Source organism: Streptomyces sp. NPDC048734 (assembly GCF_043198675.1).
Taxonomy (GTDB): domain Bacteria; phylum Actinomycetota; class Actinomycetes; order Streptomycetales; family Streptomycetaceae; genus Streptomyces.
The window spans coordinates 125,286-141,460 of sequence record NZ_JBICUZ010000004.1; the positions used below are offsets into that span (position 1 = coordinate 125,286).

Genomic DNA, 16,175 nt, shown 5'->3' on the forward strand with positions numbered 1-16,175 from the left:
CTATCGGAGATCGGGGTGTACGCCAACCGGGCCCCGTGGACCCGTGCGGCACCCGTCAGCGGGCGATGACGCCGAGCAGCGCCCGCGCACAGCCGGCGGACCTGCTCCCGGGACAGCGCGTCGTCGGACCCGCGCGGCCGCTCCGCGCACACCGCCGTGGCGAACGCCGGCCGGCCGCGCACCGCGAGGCGCACGTCGGCGCGCTCCCCGGACAGCCGGCCGAACTCGGGGTCGGCGGAGAGGGCCGCGAGGAGCTGCCGCTCCCGGGCGGCCGGCGCCCGCCGGTGGACGCGGCGCACGGCCCGGTCGCCGGCCTCGTTCGCCCGGGAGGCCCGCGAGGACACCGTCCTGGCCGGGGAGCATCCGATACGGCGAGGCGCGTGGGCGCTGGTGCTGACGGCGGTGCCGCACCGCGACCCCGAGGTGCGGGGCGCCGACGCCGAGGAGTTCGACCCGGACCGCTTCCGGGGCGGCGGCGGTACGCGCGCGTGCCCCGCACACCTTCAAGCCGTTCGGCACCGGGGTGCGGGCCTGCACCGGCCGGCAGTTCGCGCCGCACGAGGCCACGCCGGTGCTCGGTCTGCTGCCGCGCCGCTACGAGCCGGTGCCCGGCGCCGGCTACCGGCTGCGGGTGACCGAGCGGCTGCCCCTGATGCCGGAGGGACTGCGGCTGCGGCTGGAGCGGCGCACGCCGGCGGCCACGGCGACGGGCGTGCGGGGAGCGGACGCGCAGGAGCCCGTCTCAGCGCCCCGCCGTCCAGTGCGCGGGCCGGTCGACCGACCCCGGCAGCCTGGTCCCGGTGCTCCCCCGGGCCGCGGTGAGCTGCGGCTGGGTCAGGAAGATCGCACCGGTCAGGTCGGCGTCGGTGAGGTCGGCGTCACGCAGGTCGGCACCGATGACGTCGGCACCGCGCAGGTCGGCGCCGCGCAGGTCGGCGGCGACGAGCAGGGCACCGCGCAGGTTGGCGCCGCGCAGGTCGGCGCCCCTGAGGCGGGCGCCCATCAGGTCGGCTCCCCGGTGTTCCCTCCTGCGGCCGGGCAGGCCGGCGCGGGCCAGTTCGCTGGTACGCAGGAGCAGGGCGTTGACGGTCTCGCGGTGGGCGGACACGTCCAGCGCGACGAGTTCCTCCGGGGTGCCCAGGGTCAGTTCCTCGGTGCGTTCCAGGGCCCGGCGCAGCTCGGGGTGGAGCGGGGCTGCCGCGGGGAGGGCGAGGGCCTCGGTGAGGTACCGGAGCAGCTCGTGCAGGTGCCGGACCACGGGGAAGACCTCGGCCATGCGGCGGGCGTGGCCGCGGGGCCCCGTGCGCCAGTCCCGGCCGCCGAAGGTGACCTGCGAGACCTTCTGGCCGGCGCCGAAGCAGTCGTAGACCGTACAGCCGTTGAAACCCTGCTGCCGCAGCCGGGCGTGGATGCCGCAGCGGTGGTCCTCGCCCAGGTTGGGGCAGGGCGTGCCGGCGGCCTTGTCGATCGCGAAGTCCGCGGAGCGGGCGAAGGGCAGGGCCACGCAGCACAATCCGAAGCAGTTCGCGCAGTCACCGCGCAGGTCTTCCCGGTCCACCGTCTGGTCTCGCATTCCGTCCACCCTACCGACCGTGCCGAAACGTTCCCCCACCGGCCGGGCCGCCCCGGTCGGGAAGTCCCGCACGTGGGTGTCGGGCTCCCGTGGGTCAACGCCTCGGAGGGAGAACGGTGTTCGGGCGGCGGAGCACCCGCGGCTTCGCCGGGCGGGTCGGACGTCGTCGCGAGTCGGACACCGTCGCGGGTCAGACCTCGTCTCGGGTCAGTGCGAGCAGCCGGTCCAGGACGCGGGGGCCGCTCGCGCGGACGCCGTCGTGCTCGAACTCGTCGGTGACCCAGGTGCGCAGACCGCGGACGGCGCGGGCGGTCCGCAGCGAGTGCGCGGTGTCGACGTAGAGGTCGTCGTGGTAGACCGCCGCGGCGACCGGGACCTCGTTGGCGGCGAGGCGGGCCGGGTCGTAGAGGGGTGTCCAGTCGGTGCGGGCGGCCAGGAGTTCGGCGGTCTCGCGCAGTGGGCGCAGCGCCGGGTCACGGTCGAACGTCCAGGGGTGGACGGTCTCGCCGGTCAGCGGCAGGGGTCCGTCGCCCGCCAGCGCCTTCGCCGCGTCGAACTGCGGGAACTCGGCGCGCACCCGCTCGGCCGACCATGCGGTGGGCCGCTCGTCCTGGCCGTAGATCGACTCGTGGACGAGGGCGTAGAGGGGGTGCGAGGCGTACGACAGGAGCCCTTGGACCTCCTCCTGGAAGGCGTCGGACAGGGCGGGGCCGTCCGGGGTGGGCACGAAGGCGTCCTCGAGGAGGAAGTGCAGCCGGTGGCTGCCCTCGCTGCCGCCGAGGAGGATGCCGAGGCTCTGGAAGGCCTCGACGCCCAGGCGGTAGCCGTTCGGGAGGGTCACCTCGTGCGCGAGCAGGTGCTCGGCGATCCGGCGGGCGCGGGCGACGTCCTGCGGGTAGCGGGCGTAGTGCGCGGCCGTCTTGCGTTCCATGCGCGGGTAGGCGGCCCGGTAGACGTCGTCGGCGTGGGCGTCCAGGGCGGGCAGCCCGCCGGTGATCAGGGCCGCGGCGAGCCCTTCGGGGGCGAGGGAGAGGTAGGTGACCGCGCAGAAGCCGCCGAAGCTCTGGCCGAGGACGGTCCAGGGGGCGCCGCCGGTGACCTCGCGGCGCACCAGCTCGCAGTCGCGGACGATGGAGTCGGCGCGGAAGCGGGTCAGGTACGCGGCCTGCTCGGCGGGACCGCCGCGCAGCGGGAGCGTCTGCCGGTTGGCGGGCGTGGAGCGGCCCGTGCCGCGCTGGTCGAGCAGGAGGACGCGGAACTCCTTCAGGGCGCGGTCGAGCCAGGCCTGCCGGCCGACGAACCGGTAGGCGCCGAAGCCGGGTCCGCCCTGGAGGTAGACCAGCCAGGGCAGGTCCTGCCGCGCCTTGTCGCTCGCGACGACCTCGCGGGCGTACAGCTCGATCGTCTCCCCGGCGGGGTCGGCGTGGTCGAGGGGCACGGTGAAGCGACGGTCGGTGAGGACGACGCCGGGCTGACGGTAGCTGTCGGACAACGTGAGGCTCCCGTGACGATCGAGGTGCGGGCCGCGTCCCAGTTCAGCACATGTCCCGGCGCCGGCGGAGCCCGGGGGATCACGAACCGCCGCTGAACGGCGGGTCAAGCCGCTGCCGGCAGGCGAATCGTCACTGCTGAACGGCCGGTCAGCGCGGCGACAGGCTGGACCGGCGCACCACCAGCTCCGGCTGGAGCACGACCCGCCGGTGCTCGTGCGGCCGCGCCCCGCCGCCGGGCCCCTCCTCGGTCTCCTCCAGGAGCATGTCGGCGGCCAGGGCGCCCATGGTGACGGCCGGCTGGCGGACGGACGTCAGGGGTACGGCCGCGGCGGCGGCGAACTCGATGTCGTCGTAGCCGACGATCGCGAGGTCGTCGGGGACGTTGACGCCGGCCGCGTACATGGCCTGCAGGACGCCGAGGGCGAGCAGGTCGTTGGCGCAGAACACGGCGGTCGGGCGGTCGGCCAGGCCGAGGAGGCGGGCGCCCGCGTCCCGGCCCGCGGCCACGTCGAGCCGCTCGGTGGGCAGTTCGCGCAGGCACTCGGGGCCCAGGCCCGCCTCGGCGAGGGCGCTCAGGGCGCCGGTGCGGCGGTCGCGGATCTGGGTGAGGCCGGGCGGGCCGCTGACGTACGCGACGGAGCGGTGTCCGGCGTCGACCAGGTGGCGTACGGCGAGCGCGCCACCGGCCACGTCGTCGACGGAGACCGAGCACTCGGTGGTGCCCTCGGAGACCCGGTCGACCAGCACGAACGGGATGCCGTGCCGGCGGAACGCGGCGATGTTGCGGCCGGTGGCGTCGGCCGGGGTGAGCAGGACGCCCCGCACCCGCTGCTCGGCGAAGAGGGACAGGTACTCGGCCTCCTCGCCGGCGCTCTCGGCGCTGTTGCAGACCATCACGCCGAGACCCGCCTGCCGGGCGGCCCGTTCGGCGCCGCGGGCGACGTCCACGAAGAAGGGGTTGCCCATGTCGAGGACGAGCAGCCCCATGATCCGGCTGCGGCCCGCGCGCAGTTGGCGGGCGGACTCGCTGCGGACGTAGCCGAGCCGGTCGATCGTGGAGAGCACGCGGGCGCGGGTCTCCGTGGCCACGGTGTCCGGGCGGTTGATGACGTTGGACACCGTGCCGACCGAGACGCCGGCGGCGCGGGCGACATCCTTGATTCCCACCGACTGGGCCATCAGGCAGAAACCTCCAGAGAGTCAGGGACGAGGGACGGTGGGGGCGTCGGGGGCCTTCACATTACCGCCACCCCGCCGCGCACCGGACCGGTCAGGTGGGGAGCCGGAAGTCGGCGACGCGGAGCGCCGAGGGGGTCGTCCCGCTCGACTTCTCCTGGTAGAGGACGGACAGGACGCCGTCCTGCGCGATCCGGGTCTCGTCGACGACGACCTCGCCGAAGGCGTTGAGGCCGGCGCCGTCGAACAGCAGCTTCCAGTCGGTGTGTCCGGAGGCCTTCGAGGCGCCGGCGATCCGGCCGAAGGGGAGGACCGCGTAGGCGTTGTCGTATCTGTCGAGGATCAGTCTGGTGCGCTGGCTGGAGTTGAGCGGGATCGGGATCTCGGTCTTCTGCCAGGTGCCGGAGGCGTTCTTGCGGAGGTGGAAGGCGCGGCCGTTGGCGGTGCGGTCGGCGACGTAGTCCGTGGTGCACTGGCCGAAGCGGCCGGGGACGTAGCTGATGATCGCGTGCGGGCGGCCCGCCGAGTCGGTGGCCTGGCTCTCCTGGTTCATCAGGGAGTGGTCGGGGTTCAGGGGGTCGACGACGAGTCCGGCGTCAGTGACGGCGACCCTGTCGGAGCCGCCGGTGGTGCCGACCACGGTGCCGGCGTCGTTGCGCCAGGTGCGGCCGCGGTCGTCGGAGTAGACGTAGCCGGTGTCGTGGTTGGTGATGCCGCCGCCGTCGCACATCACGGCGCCGTTCTGCTCGCGCCAGGTGAAGAAGGCGTGCAGCCGTCCGCCCCGGTCGTAGTCGATGCCGTGCAGGTACATGTTGCGGGCCGTGCTGGAGCCGTGCTCGCCGGTGTAGGTGCCGGTGGCGGCGGACCACTCGCCGAGGGCGGTCCACCTGGTGCCGTCGTACTCGGCGAGGGCGTTGCGGCCGTTGCCGGAGACGGCGACCCGGTAGCTGAGCTGGAGCCTGCCCTCGGGCGTGGCGACGAACTGCGGGTAGGTGAACTGGGAGGTGAGCGTGAGCCCGTCGAGCGTGGACTGGGGGGCGCCGAAGCGGCTCGCGGTCCAGCTCAGTCCCGACGGGTCGTCCATGAGCCCGGCGACCGACTTGACGTAGGTGAAGCCGTCGCTGTGCGAGTCCATGTTGAGGTGGAGCCGGCCGTCGGTCCTGGAGACGCCCATGGAGATGACGTTGTGGGAGTCGTCGTAGCGGAGCGTGTGGCCCACCTTCACGGTGGACCAGGTGCTGCCGCCCAGGACGCGGCGGCCGACGACGGCGCTCCGGTCTGCGGTGTACCAGACGGCGTACTGGTGGCCCTTGTAGGTCAGCAGGCCGTTCTTCTGGAACGAGTTGTTGTTGACCAGGCCGTCGTAGGAGACGAAGAAGATCGCCCGGCTGTCGAGCGTGGTGGTGCCGGTCCTCGTCACCGAGGGGCCGGGGTCTGCGGCCCGTGCGGTGCCGGCGGCGAGGGCGGGCGTCGTCACGGCACCGGCCAGGGCCGCGCCGAGCAGCGTGCGTCGTCTCATCTCAGGACTCCGTTCATCTCGGGGACTTCCGTCGTCTCGTACGAGGGGAACGCGGGGAGGAGGTCAGGCGAGGTGGAAGACCTCGGTGAGCGGTTTCATGGCCTCGTCGGGCCGGGCGCCGTCCAACGACTCGAAGAACGGCGCCATCTCCACCTGCCAGCGGGCGTTGACGTCGGTGGCCTCCATGCCGGCCCGGGCCGCGGCGAAGTCCTCGGTCTCCAGGTAGCCGACGAGCAGTCCGTCCTCGCGCAAAAAGAGCGAGTAGTTGTGCCAGCCGGTGGCCGAGAGAGCGTCGAGCATCTCCGGCCAGACGGCGGCGTGCCGCTCGCGGTACTCGTCGAGGCGGTCCGCCCGGACCTTCAGCAGGAAGCACACGCGTTGCATCAACACCCCTTGTGTGATCAGAAGTTGAACTGGTCGATGTTCTTGGCGTCGAAGACGGTCGGCTTGCCGAGGCTGATCACGCCGTCCTTGCCGATGGTGTAGCTGGTGCCGCCGGCGGTGAAGGTCTCGCCCTCCTTGCCGGTGATCTGGCCGGACACCAGGGCCACCGCCGTCTGCGCGGCGAGCGCGCCGAGCTTCGCCGGGTCCCACAGCTCGAAGGCCTCGACGGTGCCGTTCTTGACGTACTTGCGCATGTCGTTGGGGGTGCCGAGGCCGGTCAGCTTGACCTTGCCCTTGTACTTGGACCCGGACAGGTACTGGGCGGCGGCCTTGATGCCGACGGTGGTCGGGGAGATGATCCCCTTCAGGTTCGGGTACTCCTGGAGCAGGCCCTGGGTCTGCTGGAAGGACTTCTGGGCGTCGTCGTCGCCGTAGGCGACCTTGACGAGCTTGATGTCCTTGTACTTGGCGTCCTTGAGTTCGTCCTTCATGAACTCGATCCAGGCGTTCTGGTTGGTCGCGGTCTGCGCGGCGGACAGGATCGCGATCTCGCCCTTGTAGCCGATCTGCTCGGCGAGCAGCTGGACCTCGGTGCGGCCCAGGTCCTCGCCGCTGGCCTGCGAGACGAAGGCGTTGCGGCACTCGGGGTTGGTGTCGGAGTCGTAGGTGACGATCTTGATGTCGTTGCTCATGGCCTGCTTGAGCGCGGTGCACAGCGCCCCCGGGTCCTGCGCGGACACGGCGATCGCGTCTACCTGCTGCTGGGTGAGCGTGTTGACGTAGGACACCTGGCCGGAGGTGTCGGTGCCGCTGCTGGTGCCGACCTCCTTGTAGCTGGAGCCCAGTTCCTTCAGGGCCGCCTCGCCGCCCTTGTCGGAGGTGGTGAAGTACGGGTTGTTGACCTGCTTGGGCAGGAAGCCGACGGTGAGGCCCTTCTTGGTGGCCGCGTTCGGGTCGGCCTTGCCGGCGGAGGCCGCGGCGCCGGTGCTCTCGTTCTTCACGTCCTCCTTGGTGGTGCCGCCGCAGGCGGTGGCGGCGAGCGCGAGGGAGGTGACGGCGGCCAGGGCCGCGCAGGTACGGCGGAGGGATGACTTGCGCATGGCGAGGGGTCCTTTGTGTGTACGGGAGGACGCGGGGGGTGGCTGGGGGGTCACGGGGCCGGGGCGGGTGCGCCGGCCGGTGGTGGTGCCGACGCGGCTCGCCGGCCGGCCCGGGCGACGGCGATCTGGCGGGCGACACGGGGGCCGAGCACGGACAGGACGAGCAGGATGCCGGTGACGACGATCTGCGACTGGGCGGAGACGTCCTTCAGGCTCATCACGTTCTGCAGGGCGCCCAGCAGGAAGACACCGGCGATGGCTCCGCCCAGGGTTCCCTTGCCGCCGTCGAAGTCGATGCCGCCGAGCAGCACCGCGGCGACGACGGACAGTTCGAGGCCGGTGGCGTTGTCGTAGCGGGCGCTGGCGTAGTGCAGGGCCCAGAAGACGCCGGTGAGGGAGGCCATCAGGCCGGTCAGGGTGAACAGGATCAGTTTCTGGCGCCTGACCCGGATGCCGGCGAACCGGGCTGCCTCCTCGCTGGCGCCGATCGCGAACAGCGACCGGCCGAACGGGGTGGCGTGCAGGGCGACCACGGCGATCGCGAGGAGGACCACGAAGGGCAGGAGGGCCTGCGGGACGAAGGTGTCGCCGATGCGGCCGGCCGCGAAGTCCAGGTACTGGGCGGGGAAGTCGGTGACCGCGTCGGAGCCGAGCACGATCTGCGCGATGCCCCGGTAGGCGGCCATGGTGCCGATGGTGACGGCGAGCGAGGGCAGTCCGAGGCGGGTCACCAGCAGCCCGTTGACCAGGCCGCAGACCACGCCGAGCAGCAGGCAGACCGGGATGATCGCCTCGATGGTCATGCCCTGGTTCCACAGGGCGCCCATCACCGCGCCGGACAGGCCGGCCGTGGAGGCGACGGACAGGTCGATCTCGCCGGAGACGACCAGCAGGGTCATCGGCAGGGCGACCAGCGCGATGGGGAGCGTGTTGCCGATCAGGAAGGACAGGTTGAGGGCGTTGCCGAAGCCGTCCACGAAGGAGAAGGACAACAGGAGCAGCACGATCAGGAGGGCGCCGACGACCGTGTCCCACCGGATGGCGCGGTTCACCAGGGATCCGGACTCAGGCATGGCGGGCGTTCCTCTTCTTCAGGGCCGACGCCACCCGCACGGCGACCACGCGGTCGACGGCGATGGCGAGCAGGAGCAGGATGCCGTTGATGGCGAGCACCCAGACGGAGCTGACGCCGAGGGCGGGCAGCACGCTGTTGACGGAGGTCAGCAGCAGGGCGCCGAGGGCGGCGCCGTAGACGCTGCCGGAGCCGCCGGTGAAGACGACGCCGCCGACGACGACCGCGCTGACGACGGTGAGTTCGTAGCCGTTGCCGGTGCCGGAGTCGACGTTGCCGAACCGGGCGAGGTACAGGGCTCCGGCGAGGCCGGCGAGGGCGCCGCAGAAGGTGTAGGCGACCAGGATCCGCTTGCGGACGGGGATGCCGGCGAGGCGGGCGGCCTCCGGGTTGGAGCCGAGCGCGTACAGCTCGCGGCCGCTGCCGAAGTGCTTGAGGTAGTAGGCGGTGGCGACCAGGACGACGAGCGCGATCAGCGCGAGCCAGGGCACGGCGGAGATGCCGCCGGCGCCGAAGTCGACGAAACCGCCGGGCAGGTCGGCCGCGGTGATCTGCCGGGAGCCGACCCAGATGGAGTCGATGCCGCGGATGATGTACAGGGTGCCGAGGGTGACGACCAGGGCCGGCACCTGGCCGAGGCTGACCAGGAGGCCGTTCAGCAGGCCGAAGCCGATGCCGAGCAGGACCGCCAGCGCGACCGCGACGAGCGGGCTGCCGCCGCCTTGGAGGTGGACGCCGGCGGCGAAGGCGCTGATGCCGAGCGTGGAGCCGACGGACAGGTCGACGTTGCGGGTGATGACGACCAGGGACTGGCCGGTGGCGACCAGGACCAGGATGGTCGCGTTGAGCAGGAGGTCCTTGATGCCCTGTTCCGACAGGAACTCGCTGTTGCCGGCCTGCGTGACGGCGATCATCACCAGGAAGACCAGCAGGATGGCCAGTTCGCGCATCTTGAAGACGCGGTCCACCAGGCGGGTGCTGCTGGACCTGGCCACCTCTGCGGCGGGGGCTTCGGGAGCGGTCACCGTCATGCGGCTGCCCTCCCCGTGGCTGCGGCCATCACGGTTTCCTCGGTGGCGTCGGAGCGGGGGATCTCGGCGGTGAGCCGGCCCTCGTGCATCACCAGCACGCGGTCGGCCATGCCGAGGATCTCGGGCAGGTCGGAGGAGATCATCAGGACGGCGACCCCGTCGGCGGCCAGCTCGGACAGCAGCCGGTGCACCTCGGCCTTGGTGCCGACGTCGATGCCGCGGGTGGGCTCGTCGACGATGAGCACCTTCGGCCCGGTGGCCAGCCACTTCGCCAGGACGACCTTCTGCTGGTTGCCGCCGGAGAGCGTGTTGACGGTGTCGGCGATCCGGGCGTACTTCACCTGGAGCCTGACCGCCCAGTCGAGCGAGCGGCTGCGCTCGGCGCCGCGGTCCATGAGGCCGGCCTTCACCGTGGTGCGGAGGCCGGTGAGGCCGATGTTGCGCTCGATGGACATGTCCATCACCAGGCCCTGGGCGCGCCGGTCCTCGGGGACCAGGGCGAGGCCCGCGGCCATGGCGGTGGACGGGGCGCCGTTGGTGAGGGTGCGGCCGTCGACCTCCACCTCGCCGGCGTCCCAGCGGTCGATGCCGAAGACCGCGCGGGCGACCTCGGTGCGCCCGGCGCCGACCAGGCCGGCGAGGCCGACGATCTCACCGCGCCGGACCTCGAAGGAGACGTCGGTGAAGACGCCCTCGCGCGTCAGCCGGCGCACGCTGAGGGCGACCTCGCCCGGATCGACGTACTGCTTGGGGTACAGCTCGTCGAGGTCGCGGCCGACCATCCGGCGCACCAGGTCGTCCTCGGTCATGCCGTCGAGGGGCTCGCTGGCGATCCAGGCGCCGTCCCGCAGGGTCGTCACCCGTCGGCAGATCGCGAAGATCTCCTCCAGCCGGTGCGAGATGAACAGCACGGCGGCGCCCTCGTCGCGCAGGGTGCGCACGACGTTGAAGAGGCGGGCGACCTCGCTGCCGGTGAGGGCGGCGGTCGGCTCGTCCATGATCAGGACGCGGGCGTCGAAGGAGAGCGCCTTGGCGATCTCGACGATCTGCTGGTCCGCGATGGACAGACCGCGCGCCGGGCGGTCCGGGTCCAGGTCGACGCCGAGGCGCCGCATCAGGGCCGCGGTGGCCTCGTGGGTGGCCTTGTGGTCGATGCGGCCGAGGGCCCGCCGGGGCTGGCGGCCCATGAAGATGTTCTCGGCGATCGAGAGGTCGGGGAAGAGCGTGGGCTCCTGGTAGATCACGGCGATGCCGGCGTCACGGGCGTCGCCGGGACCGTGGAAGACCACGGGCTCGCCGTCGAGCCGCACCTGGCCGGCGTCCGGTCGGTGCACTCCGGCGAGCGTCTTGATGAGGGTCGACTTGCCCGCGCCGTTCTCCCCGGCGAGGGCGTGCACCTCGCCGGGGAACAGCTCCAGGGAGACGCCCCGCAGAGCGCGTACGGCGCCGAAGGACTTGGAAACGTCCCTGAGCGCCAGCACCGGGGCCGGTCCCGTGTCGGACGGGTGGGTCATGGATGGCTCCTCGACGACGTCCGCCGACAGTCCCCGAGGGGCCGCCACGACGTCGTGAAAGGTTTCAACTGGATTGCCGGGACGTTAGGCACGACGGACATGTCACGTCAATGGGTCCGCCTCGAAAAGTTTTCGATAGCCGAAGGTCACGCAACGGTCACGGAGCCCCGGCCTGAGCAGAGGGGTTGACACACCTCCGGCAGCCTCATAGCTTCCCGTTCTGAATCGTTTCACCCGGAAGCCTTTCCGGAAGCCGAGCAGGATGTCTTTCCGGACCGATGTCACAGGAGCACTGAGTGACCGACCTCGCCGCGGTGAAGGCCGCGCTGAAGACCCAGGCCGTAGAGACGCCGTCGTGGGCGTACGGGAACTCGGGGACCCGCTTCAAGGTGTTCGCCCAGGAGGGCGTGCCCCGCGACCCGCGGGAGAAGCTCGACGACGCGGCGAAGGTGCACGAGTTCACCGGCGTCGCCCCGACCGTGGCCCTGCACATCCCCTGGGACAAGGTGGAGGACTACTCCGCACTTGCGAAACACGCCGAGGACCGGGGGGTGAAGCTGGGGACGATCAACTCCAACACCTTCCAGGACGACGCCTACAGGCTGGGCAGCGTCTGCCACCCGGAGGCCTCGGTCCGGCGCAAGGCCGTCGACCACCTCCTCGAGTGCGTCGACATCATGGACGCGACCGGCTCCGCCGATCTCAAGCTGTGGTTCGCCGACGGCACGAACTACCCCGGCCAGGACGACCTGCGGGCCCGTCAGGACCGGCTGGCCGAGGCGCTGGCCGAGGTCTACGGGCGCCTCGGGGACGGGCAGCGGATGCTGCTGGAGTACAAGTTCTTCGAGCCGGCGTTCTACTCGACCGACGTGCCGGACTGGGGCACCGCGTACGCCCACTGCCTCAAGCTCGGCCCGAAGGCCCAGGTCGTGGTCGACACCGGTCACCACGCGCCGGGCACCAACATCGAGTTCATCGTGGCCACGCTGCTGCGCGAGGGCAGGCTCGGCGGGTTCGACTTCAACTCGCGGTTCTACGCCGACGACGACCTGATGGTGGGGTCGGCCGACCCGTTCCAGCTGTTCCGGATCATGTACGAGGTCGTCCGCGGCGGGGGCTTCGGCTCCGAGGTGGCGTTCATGCTCGACCAGTGCCACAACATCGAGGCGAAGATCCCGGCGATCATCCGGTCCGTGATGAACGTCCAGGAGGCCACGGCGAAGGCCCTGCTGGTCGACCGGTCGGCGCTGGCCGCCGCGCAGGCCTCCGGGGACGTCCTGGAGGCGAACGCGGTGCTGATGGACGCGTACAACACCGATGTGCGGCCGCTGCTGCGCGAGGTGCGGGAGGAGATGGGGCTGGACCCCGACCCCGTCGCCGCGTACCGCGCGAGCGGGTGGGCCGAGAAGATCGTCGCCGAGCGGGTCGGTGGGGAGCAGGCCGGCTGGGGCGCGTGAGCGCGGGCCGCGTTCCCGCTGGTCGCGGGCCGCGGGCGCCGCGGCCGACCGCGCATCCGCCGCTCCCGGACCGGGGCGTCGTCCTCGCCGCGTGCGGTGCACCGACCGTCGTTCCCGCCGCGTGCGGGTCCCGGGCGCCGCGGCCGACCGTCCGGGGGTCCGCCGCTCGCGGGGCGCCGGCCGTCGTCCCCGCCGCTCGCGGGCCGCGGGTCGCCGTCGCCACACGCGGGCCGCGGGTCGCCGTGACCGGTCGCGCCCGCGTGGGCGGGCCGCACCTCGGCACGGCCCCCCGGGCACGGCCCCGCGTCCCTGGAAGAACCGCACTCACCTCTCTCACGTAAGGACTGGAAGTTCATGGCACCGCATCCCGAAGCCGCCGCACTCCTCGCCCGGTCGCACCGGCTCGGCGCTGACCCCCGCAACACCAACTACGCCGGCGGGAACACCTCCGCCAAGGGCACCGACACCGACCCCGTCACCGGTGGCGACGTCGAGCTGATGTGGGTGAAGGGGTCCGGTGGGGACCTCGGGACCCTCACCGAGGCGGGACTGGCCGTGCTGCGGCTGGACCGGCTGCGGGGGCTCGTCGACGTCTACCCGGGCGTCGAGCGCGAGGACGAGATGGTCGCCGCGTTCGACTACTGCCTGCACGGCAGGGGCGGCGCGGCCCCGTCCATCGACACCGCCATGCACGGTCTCGTGGACGCCGCCCACGTCGACCACCTGCACCCCGACTCGGGCATCGCGCTCGCCTGCGCCGCCGACGGGGAGAAGCTGACCGCCGAGTGCTTCGGCGACACGGTCGTCTGGGTGCCCTGGCGCCGCCCCGGCTTCCAGCTCGGCCTGGACATCGCGGCGGTGAAGAAGGCCAACCCGCAGGCCGTCGGCTGCGTGCTCGGCGGCCACGGCATCACCGCCTGGGGCGACACCGCCGAGGAGTGCGAGCGCAACTCGCTCCACATCATCCGCACCGCCGAGACCTTCCTCGAGGAGCGCGGCAAGGCGGAGCCCTTCGGCCCGGTGCTCGACGGCTACGGGGCGCTGCCCGAGGACGAGCGCCGCGAGCGGGCCGCCGCCCTCGCGCCGTACGTCCGGGCGATCGCCTCCCAGGACCGGCCGCAGGTCGGGCACTTCACCGACTCCGAGGTCGTCCTCGACTTCACCGCCCGCGCCGAGCACCCGCGCCTCGCCGCCCTCGGCACCTCCTGCCCGGACCACTTCCTGCGCACCAAGGTCCGCCCGCTGGTCCTCGACCTGCCGCCCGCCGCGCCGCTCGACGAGGCGATCGCGCGGCTGAAGGAGCTGCACGCCGCCTACCGCGAGGAGTACGCCGCCTACTACCGGCGGCACGCCGCACCCGACTCCCCCGCGATGCGCGGCGCCGACCCGGCGATCGTGCTCGTCCCCGGAGTGGGCATGTTCTCCTTCGGCAAGGACAAGCAGACCGCCCGGGTGGCCGGCGAGTTCTACGTCAACGCGATCAACGTGATGCGCGGCGCCGAGTCGGTGTCGACGTACGCGCCGATCGAGGAGTCGGAGAAGTTCCGCATCGAGTACTGGGCCCTGGAGGAGGCCAAGCTCCAGCGGATGCCGAAGCCGAAGGCGCTGGCCACCCGGGTGGCGCTGGTGACGGGCGCGGGCAGCGGCATCGGCCGGGCGATCGCGCACCGGCTGGTCGCCGAGGGCGCGTGTGTCGTCGTCGCCGATCTGAACGGGGACAACGCGGCCGCCGTCGCCGAGGAGCTGGGCGGACCGGACAAGGCCGTAGCCGTGACCGTCGACGTGACCTCCGAGGAGCAGATCGCCGACGCCTTCCGGGCCGCGGTGCTCGCCTTCGGCGGGGTCGACCTGGTGGTCAACAACGCCGGCATCTCCATCTCCAAGCCGCTGCTGGAGACCTCCGCGAAGGACTGGGACCTCCAGCACGACATCATGGCCCGCGGTTCCTTCCTCGTCTCGCGCGAGGCGGCCCGCGTGATGACCGCGCAGGAACTGGGCGGCGACATCGTCTACATCGCGTCGAAGAACGCCGTCTTCGCCGGCCCGAACAACATCGCCTACTCCGCGACCAAGGCCGACCAGGCCCACCAGGTGCGGCTGCTGGCCGCCGAGCTGGGCGAGCACGGGATCCGCGTCAACGGCGTCAACCCCGACGGCGTGGTGCGCGGCTCGGGCATCTTCGCGGGCGGCTGGGGCGCCAAGCGCGCGGCCGTGTACGGGGTGGAGGAGGAGAAGCTGGGCGAGTTCTACGCGCAGCGCACCATCCTCAAGCGGGAGGTGCTGCCCGAGCACGTGGCGAACGCCGTCTTCGCGCTCACCGGCGGCGAACTCACCCACACCACCGGTCTGCACATCCCCGTCGACGCGGGTGTGGCGGCCGCCTTCCTCCGGTGACGGCCGTGCAGTCGTACGCCGCGGTCGACCTCGGCGCCTCCAGCGGGCGCGTGATGGTCGGCCGCGTCGGCCCGGACACGCTGGAGCTGACCGAGGCGCACCGTTTCCCCAACCGCCCCGTGCGCGTGCCGGAAGGCCTGCGCTGGGACGTGCTCGGGCTGTACGCCGGGGTGCTGGAGGGGCTGCGGGCCGCCGACACGGCGACGGGGGGCCGGCTCGACTCCGTCGGCATCGACAGCTGGGCCGTGGACTACGGTCTGCTCGACGCCGACGGGGCCCTGCTGGGCAACCCGGTGCACTACCGCGACACCCGCACCGAGGGCGTCCCGGAGAAGGTGTGGGCGAGCGTCCCGGCCGCCGAGCTGTACGCGGCGACCGGACTGCAGTACGCGCCGTTCAACACGCTGTACCAGCTCACGGCGGCCCGCGGGAGCCGTCAGCTGGCCTGTGCGAGCAGGCTGCTGATGATCCCCGACCTGCTGTCGTACTGGCTGACCGGCGAGCAGGGCACCGAGCTGACCAACGCCTCCACCACCCAACTCGTCGATCCCCGGACCGGCGACTGGGCGTACGACCTCGCCGCGCGGCTGGGCATCGACCTCTCCCTGTTCGCGCCGCTGCGGCGGCCCGGGGACGCGGCGGGCGTGCTGCGGGCGGAGGTGCTGGAGGAGACCGGCCTGACCGGGCCCGTGCCGGTGACGGCCGTCGGATCGCACGACACGGCGTCCGCGGTGGCCGCCGTGCCGGCCACGGGCGAGCGCTTCGCCTACATCTGCACGGGCACCTGGTCCCTGGCCGGCCTGGAGCTCGACGCACCCGTGCTCACCGAGGACAGCCGCGCCGCCAACTTCACCAACGAGCTGGGACTGGACGGCACGGTCCGCTACCTGCGCAACATCATGGGGCTGTGGCTGCTCCAGGAGTGCGTACGGGCCTGGGGCGACCCGAATCTGAGCGGGCTGCTGCGCGACGCCGCCGAGGTGCCGGCGCTGCGGTCGGTGGTGGACGCGGGGGACGCCGCGTTCCTCGCGCCGGGCCGGATGCCGGAGCGGATCGCCGAGGCGTGCCGCGCCTCCGGGCAGCCGGTGCCGGTCACCCCCGCCGAGGTCACCCGCTGCATCCTGGACTCCCTCGCCCTCGCCCACCGGCGGGCGGTCGAGGACGCCCAGCGGCTGGCCGGCCACCCCGTCGACGTCGTGCACATCGTCGGCGGCGGCACCCGCAACGCGCTGCTGTGCCAGCTCACCGCCGACGCCTGCGGGCTGCCGGTGGTGGCCGGTCCGACGGAGGCCGCCGCGCTCGGCAACGTCCTCGTCCAGGCCAGGGCGCACGGGCTGGTCGGCGACCGGCAGGACATGCGCGGGCTGCTCGTCAGAACCCAGCACCTGACGCGCTACGAACCGCGAGGCGGCACCGGCCGCTGGCGGGACGCGCAGGCCCGGCTCGCCCCGCGGTGAGCCGG

12 protein-coding genes and 2 pseudogenes are annotated in these 16,175 nt (G+C 72.6%); 4 read left to right on the plus strand and 10 right to left on the minus strand.

The features are described from left to right. Positions 1–55: 55 nt before the first annotated feature. Positions 56–326: pseudogene (locus ACGFQC_RS13000) on the minus strand (TetR/AcrR family transcriptional regulator); the annotation flags it as partial. Between ACGFQC_RS13000 and ACGFQC_RS13005 the strand changes: the two are divergent. Beyond that, positions 316–778: pseudogene (locus ACGFQC_RS13005) on the plus strand (cytochrome P450); the annotation flags it as partial. The pseudogenes ACGFQC_RS13000 and ACGFQC_RS13005 sit on opposite strands and share 11 nt — an antisense overlap. Here the strand turns inward: ACGFQC_RS13005 and ACGFQC_RS13010 are convergent. The 9 genes from ACGFQC_RS13010 to ACGFQC_RS13050 form a co-directional block, all read right to left on the minus strand. Then, on the minus strand, positions 743–1,573 hold the full coding sequence (locus tag ACGFQC_RS13010) for a pentapeptide repeat-containing protein (protein ID WP_363087998.1): 831 nt from the start codon (positions 1,571–1,573) through the stop codon (positions 743–745). The pseudogene ACGFQC_RS13005 and the gene ACGFQC_RS13010 sit on opposite strands and share 36 nt — an antisense overlap. A 190-nt stretch (positions 1,574–1,763) precedes the next feature. Continuing rightward, the gene (locus tag ACGFQC_RS13015; RefSeq protein ID WP_363087997.1) at positions 1,764–3,065 is read right to left on the minus strand and encodes an alpha/beta fold hydrolase; all 1,302 of its coding nucleotides are present in this window, start codon (positions 3,063–3,065) and stop codon (positions 1,764–1,766) included. 148 nt (positions 3,066–3,213) lie between these two features. Beyond that, positions 3,214–4,245: a LacI family DNA-binding transcriptional regulator gene (locus ACGFQC_RS13020; protein ID WP_363087996.1), complete on the minus strand. Its 1,032-nt coding sequence runs from the start codon at positions 4,243–4,245 to the stop codon at positions 3,214–3,216. A gap of 91 nt (positions 4,246–4,336) precedes the next feature. Further along, on the minus strand, positions 4,337–5,761 hold the full coding sequence (locus ACGFQC_RS13025; RefSeq protein ID WP_363087995.1) for a BNR repeat-containing protein: 1,425 nt from the start codon (positions 5,759–5,761) through the stop codon (positions 4,337–4,339). Positions 5,762–5,824: 63 nt separating this feature from the next. Then, positions 5,825–6,145, minus strand: a complete 321-nt coding sequence (locus ACGFQC_RS13030) for an L-rhamnose mutarotase (protein WP_363087994.1) — start codon at positions 6,143–6,145, stop codon at positions 5,825–5,827. A gap of 17 nt (positions 6,146–6,162) precedes the next feature. Beyond that, positions 6,163–7,245, minus strand: coding sequence for a rhamnose ABC transporter substrate-binding protein (rhaS, locus tag ACGFQC_RS13035; RefSeq protein ID WP_363087993.1), 1,083 nt, complete (start codon positions 7,243–7,245; stop codon positions 6,163–6,165). A gap of 50 nt (positions 7,246–7,295) precedes the next feature. Then, on the minus strand, positions 7,296–8,318 hold the full coding sequence (locus ACGFQC_RS13040; protein ID WP_363087992.1) for an ABC transporter permease: 1,023 nt from the start codon (positions 8,316–8,318) through the stop codon (positions 7,296–7,298). Continuing rightward, complete coding sequence (locus ACGFQC_RS13045) at positions 8,311–9,348, minus strand: ABC transporter permease (RefSeq protein ID WP_363087991.1); 1,038 nt, start codon at positions 9,346–9,348, stop codon at positions 8,311–8,313. The genes ACGFQC_RS13040 and ACGFQC_RS13045 overlap by 8 nt, the downstream gene beginning before the upstream one ends. After that, positions 9,345–10,862 carry a sugar ABC transporter ATP-binding protein gene (locus ACGFQC_RS13050; RefSeq protein ID WP_363087990.1) on the minus strand — a complete coding sequence of 506 codons (1,518 nt, stop codon included), beginning with the start codon at positions 10,860–10,862 and terminating at the stop codon, positions 9,345–9,347. The genes ACGFQC_RS13045 and ACGFQC_RS13050 overlap by 4 nt, the downstream gene beginning before the upstream one ends. A 296-nt stretch (positions 10,863–11,158) precedes the next feature. Here ACGFQC_RS13050 and rhaI point away from each other — a divergent pair, with 296 nt between their 5' ends. The 3 genes from rhaI to ACGFQC_RS13065 all read left to right on the plus strand — a co-directional run bounded on the left by rhaI (position 11,159) and on the right by ACGFQC_RS13065 (position 16,170). After that, positions 11,159–12,319, plus strand: a complete 1,161-nt coding sequence (gene rhaI / locus ACGFQC_RS13055) for an L-rhamnose isomerase (protein WP_363087989.1) — start codon at positions 11,159–11,161, stop codon at positions 12,317–12,319. Between the two features lie 354 nt (positions 12,320–12,673). Then, positions 12,674–14,713, plus strand: coding sequence for a bifunctional aldolase/short-chain dehydrogenase (locus tag ACGFQC_RS13060; RefSeq protein WP_363087988.1), 2,040 nt, complete (start codon positions 12,674–12,676; stop codon positions 14,711–14,713). Between the two features lie 5 nt (positions 14,714–14,718). Then, a complete protein-coding gene (locus ACGFQC_RS13065; protein ID WP_363087987.1) occupies positions 14,719–16,170 on the plus strand; it encodes a rhamnulokinase family protein in 1,452 nt (483 codons plus the stop codon). Positions 16,171–16,175: the final 5 nt, after the last annotated feature.

Excerpts from the sequence above, each read along its gene's own strand:
- ACGFQC_RS13010 (WP_363087998.1), bottom strand. The coding sequence starts at position 1,573 with ATGCGAGACCAGACGGTGGACCGGGAAGACCTGCGCGGTGACTGCGCG.
- ACGFQC_RS13020 (WP_363087996.1), bottom strand. The coding sequence starts at position 4,245 with ATGGCCCAGTCGGTGGGAATCAAGGATGTCGCCCGCGCCGCCGGCGTC.
- ACGFQC_RS13025 (WP_363087995.1), bottom strand. The coding sequence starts at position 5,761 with ATGAGACGACGCACGCTGCTCGGCGCGGCCCTGGCCGGTGCCGTGACG.
- ACGFQC_RS13030 (WP_363087994.1), bottom strand. The coding sequence starts at position 6,145 with ATGCAACGCGTGTGCTTCCTGCTGAAGGTCCGGGCGGACCGCCTCGAC.
- rhaS (WP_363087993.1), bottom strand. The coding sequence starts at position 7,245 with ATGCGCAAGTCATCCCTCCGCCGTACCTGCGCGGCCCTGGCCGCCGTC.
- ACGFQC_RS13040 (WP_363087992.1), bottom strand. The coding sequence starts at position 8,318 with ATGCCTGAGTCCGGATCCCTGGTGAACCGCGCCATCCGGTGGGACACG.
- ACGFQC_RS13045 (WP_363087991.1), bottom strand. The coding sequence starts at position 9,348 with ATGACGGTGACCGCTCCCGAAGCCCCCGCCGCAGAGGTGGCCAGGTCC.
- ACGFQC_RS13050 (WP_363087990.1), bottom strand. The coding sequence starts at position 10,862 with ATGACCCACCCGTCCGACACGGGACCGGCCCCGGTGCTGGCGCTCAGG.
- ACGFQC_RS13060 (WP_363087988.1), top strand. The coding sequence starts at position 12,674 with ATGGCACCGCATCCCGAAGCCGCCGCACTCCTCGCCCGGTCGCACCGG.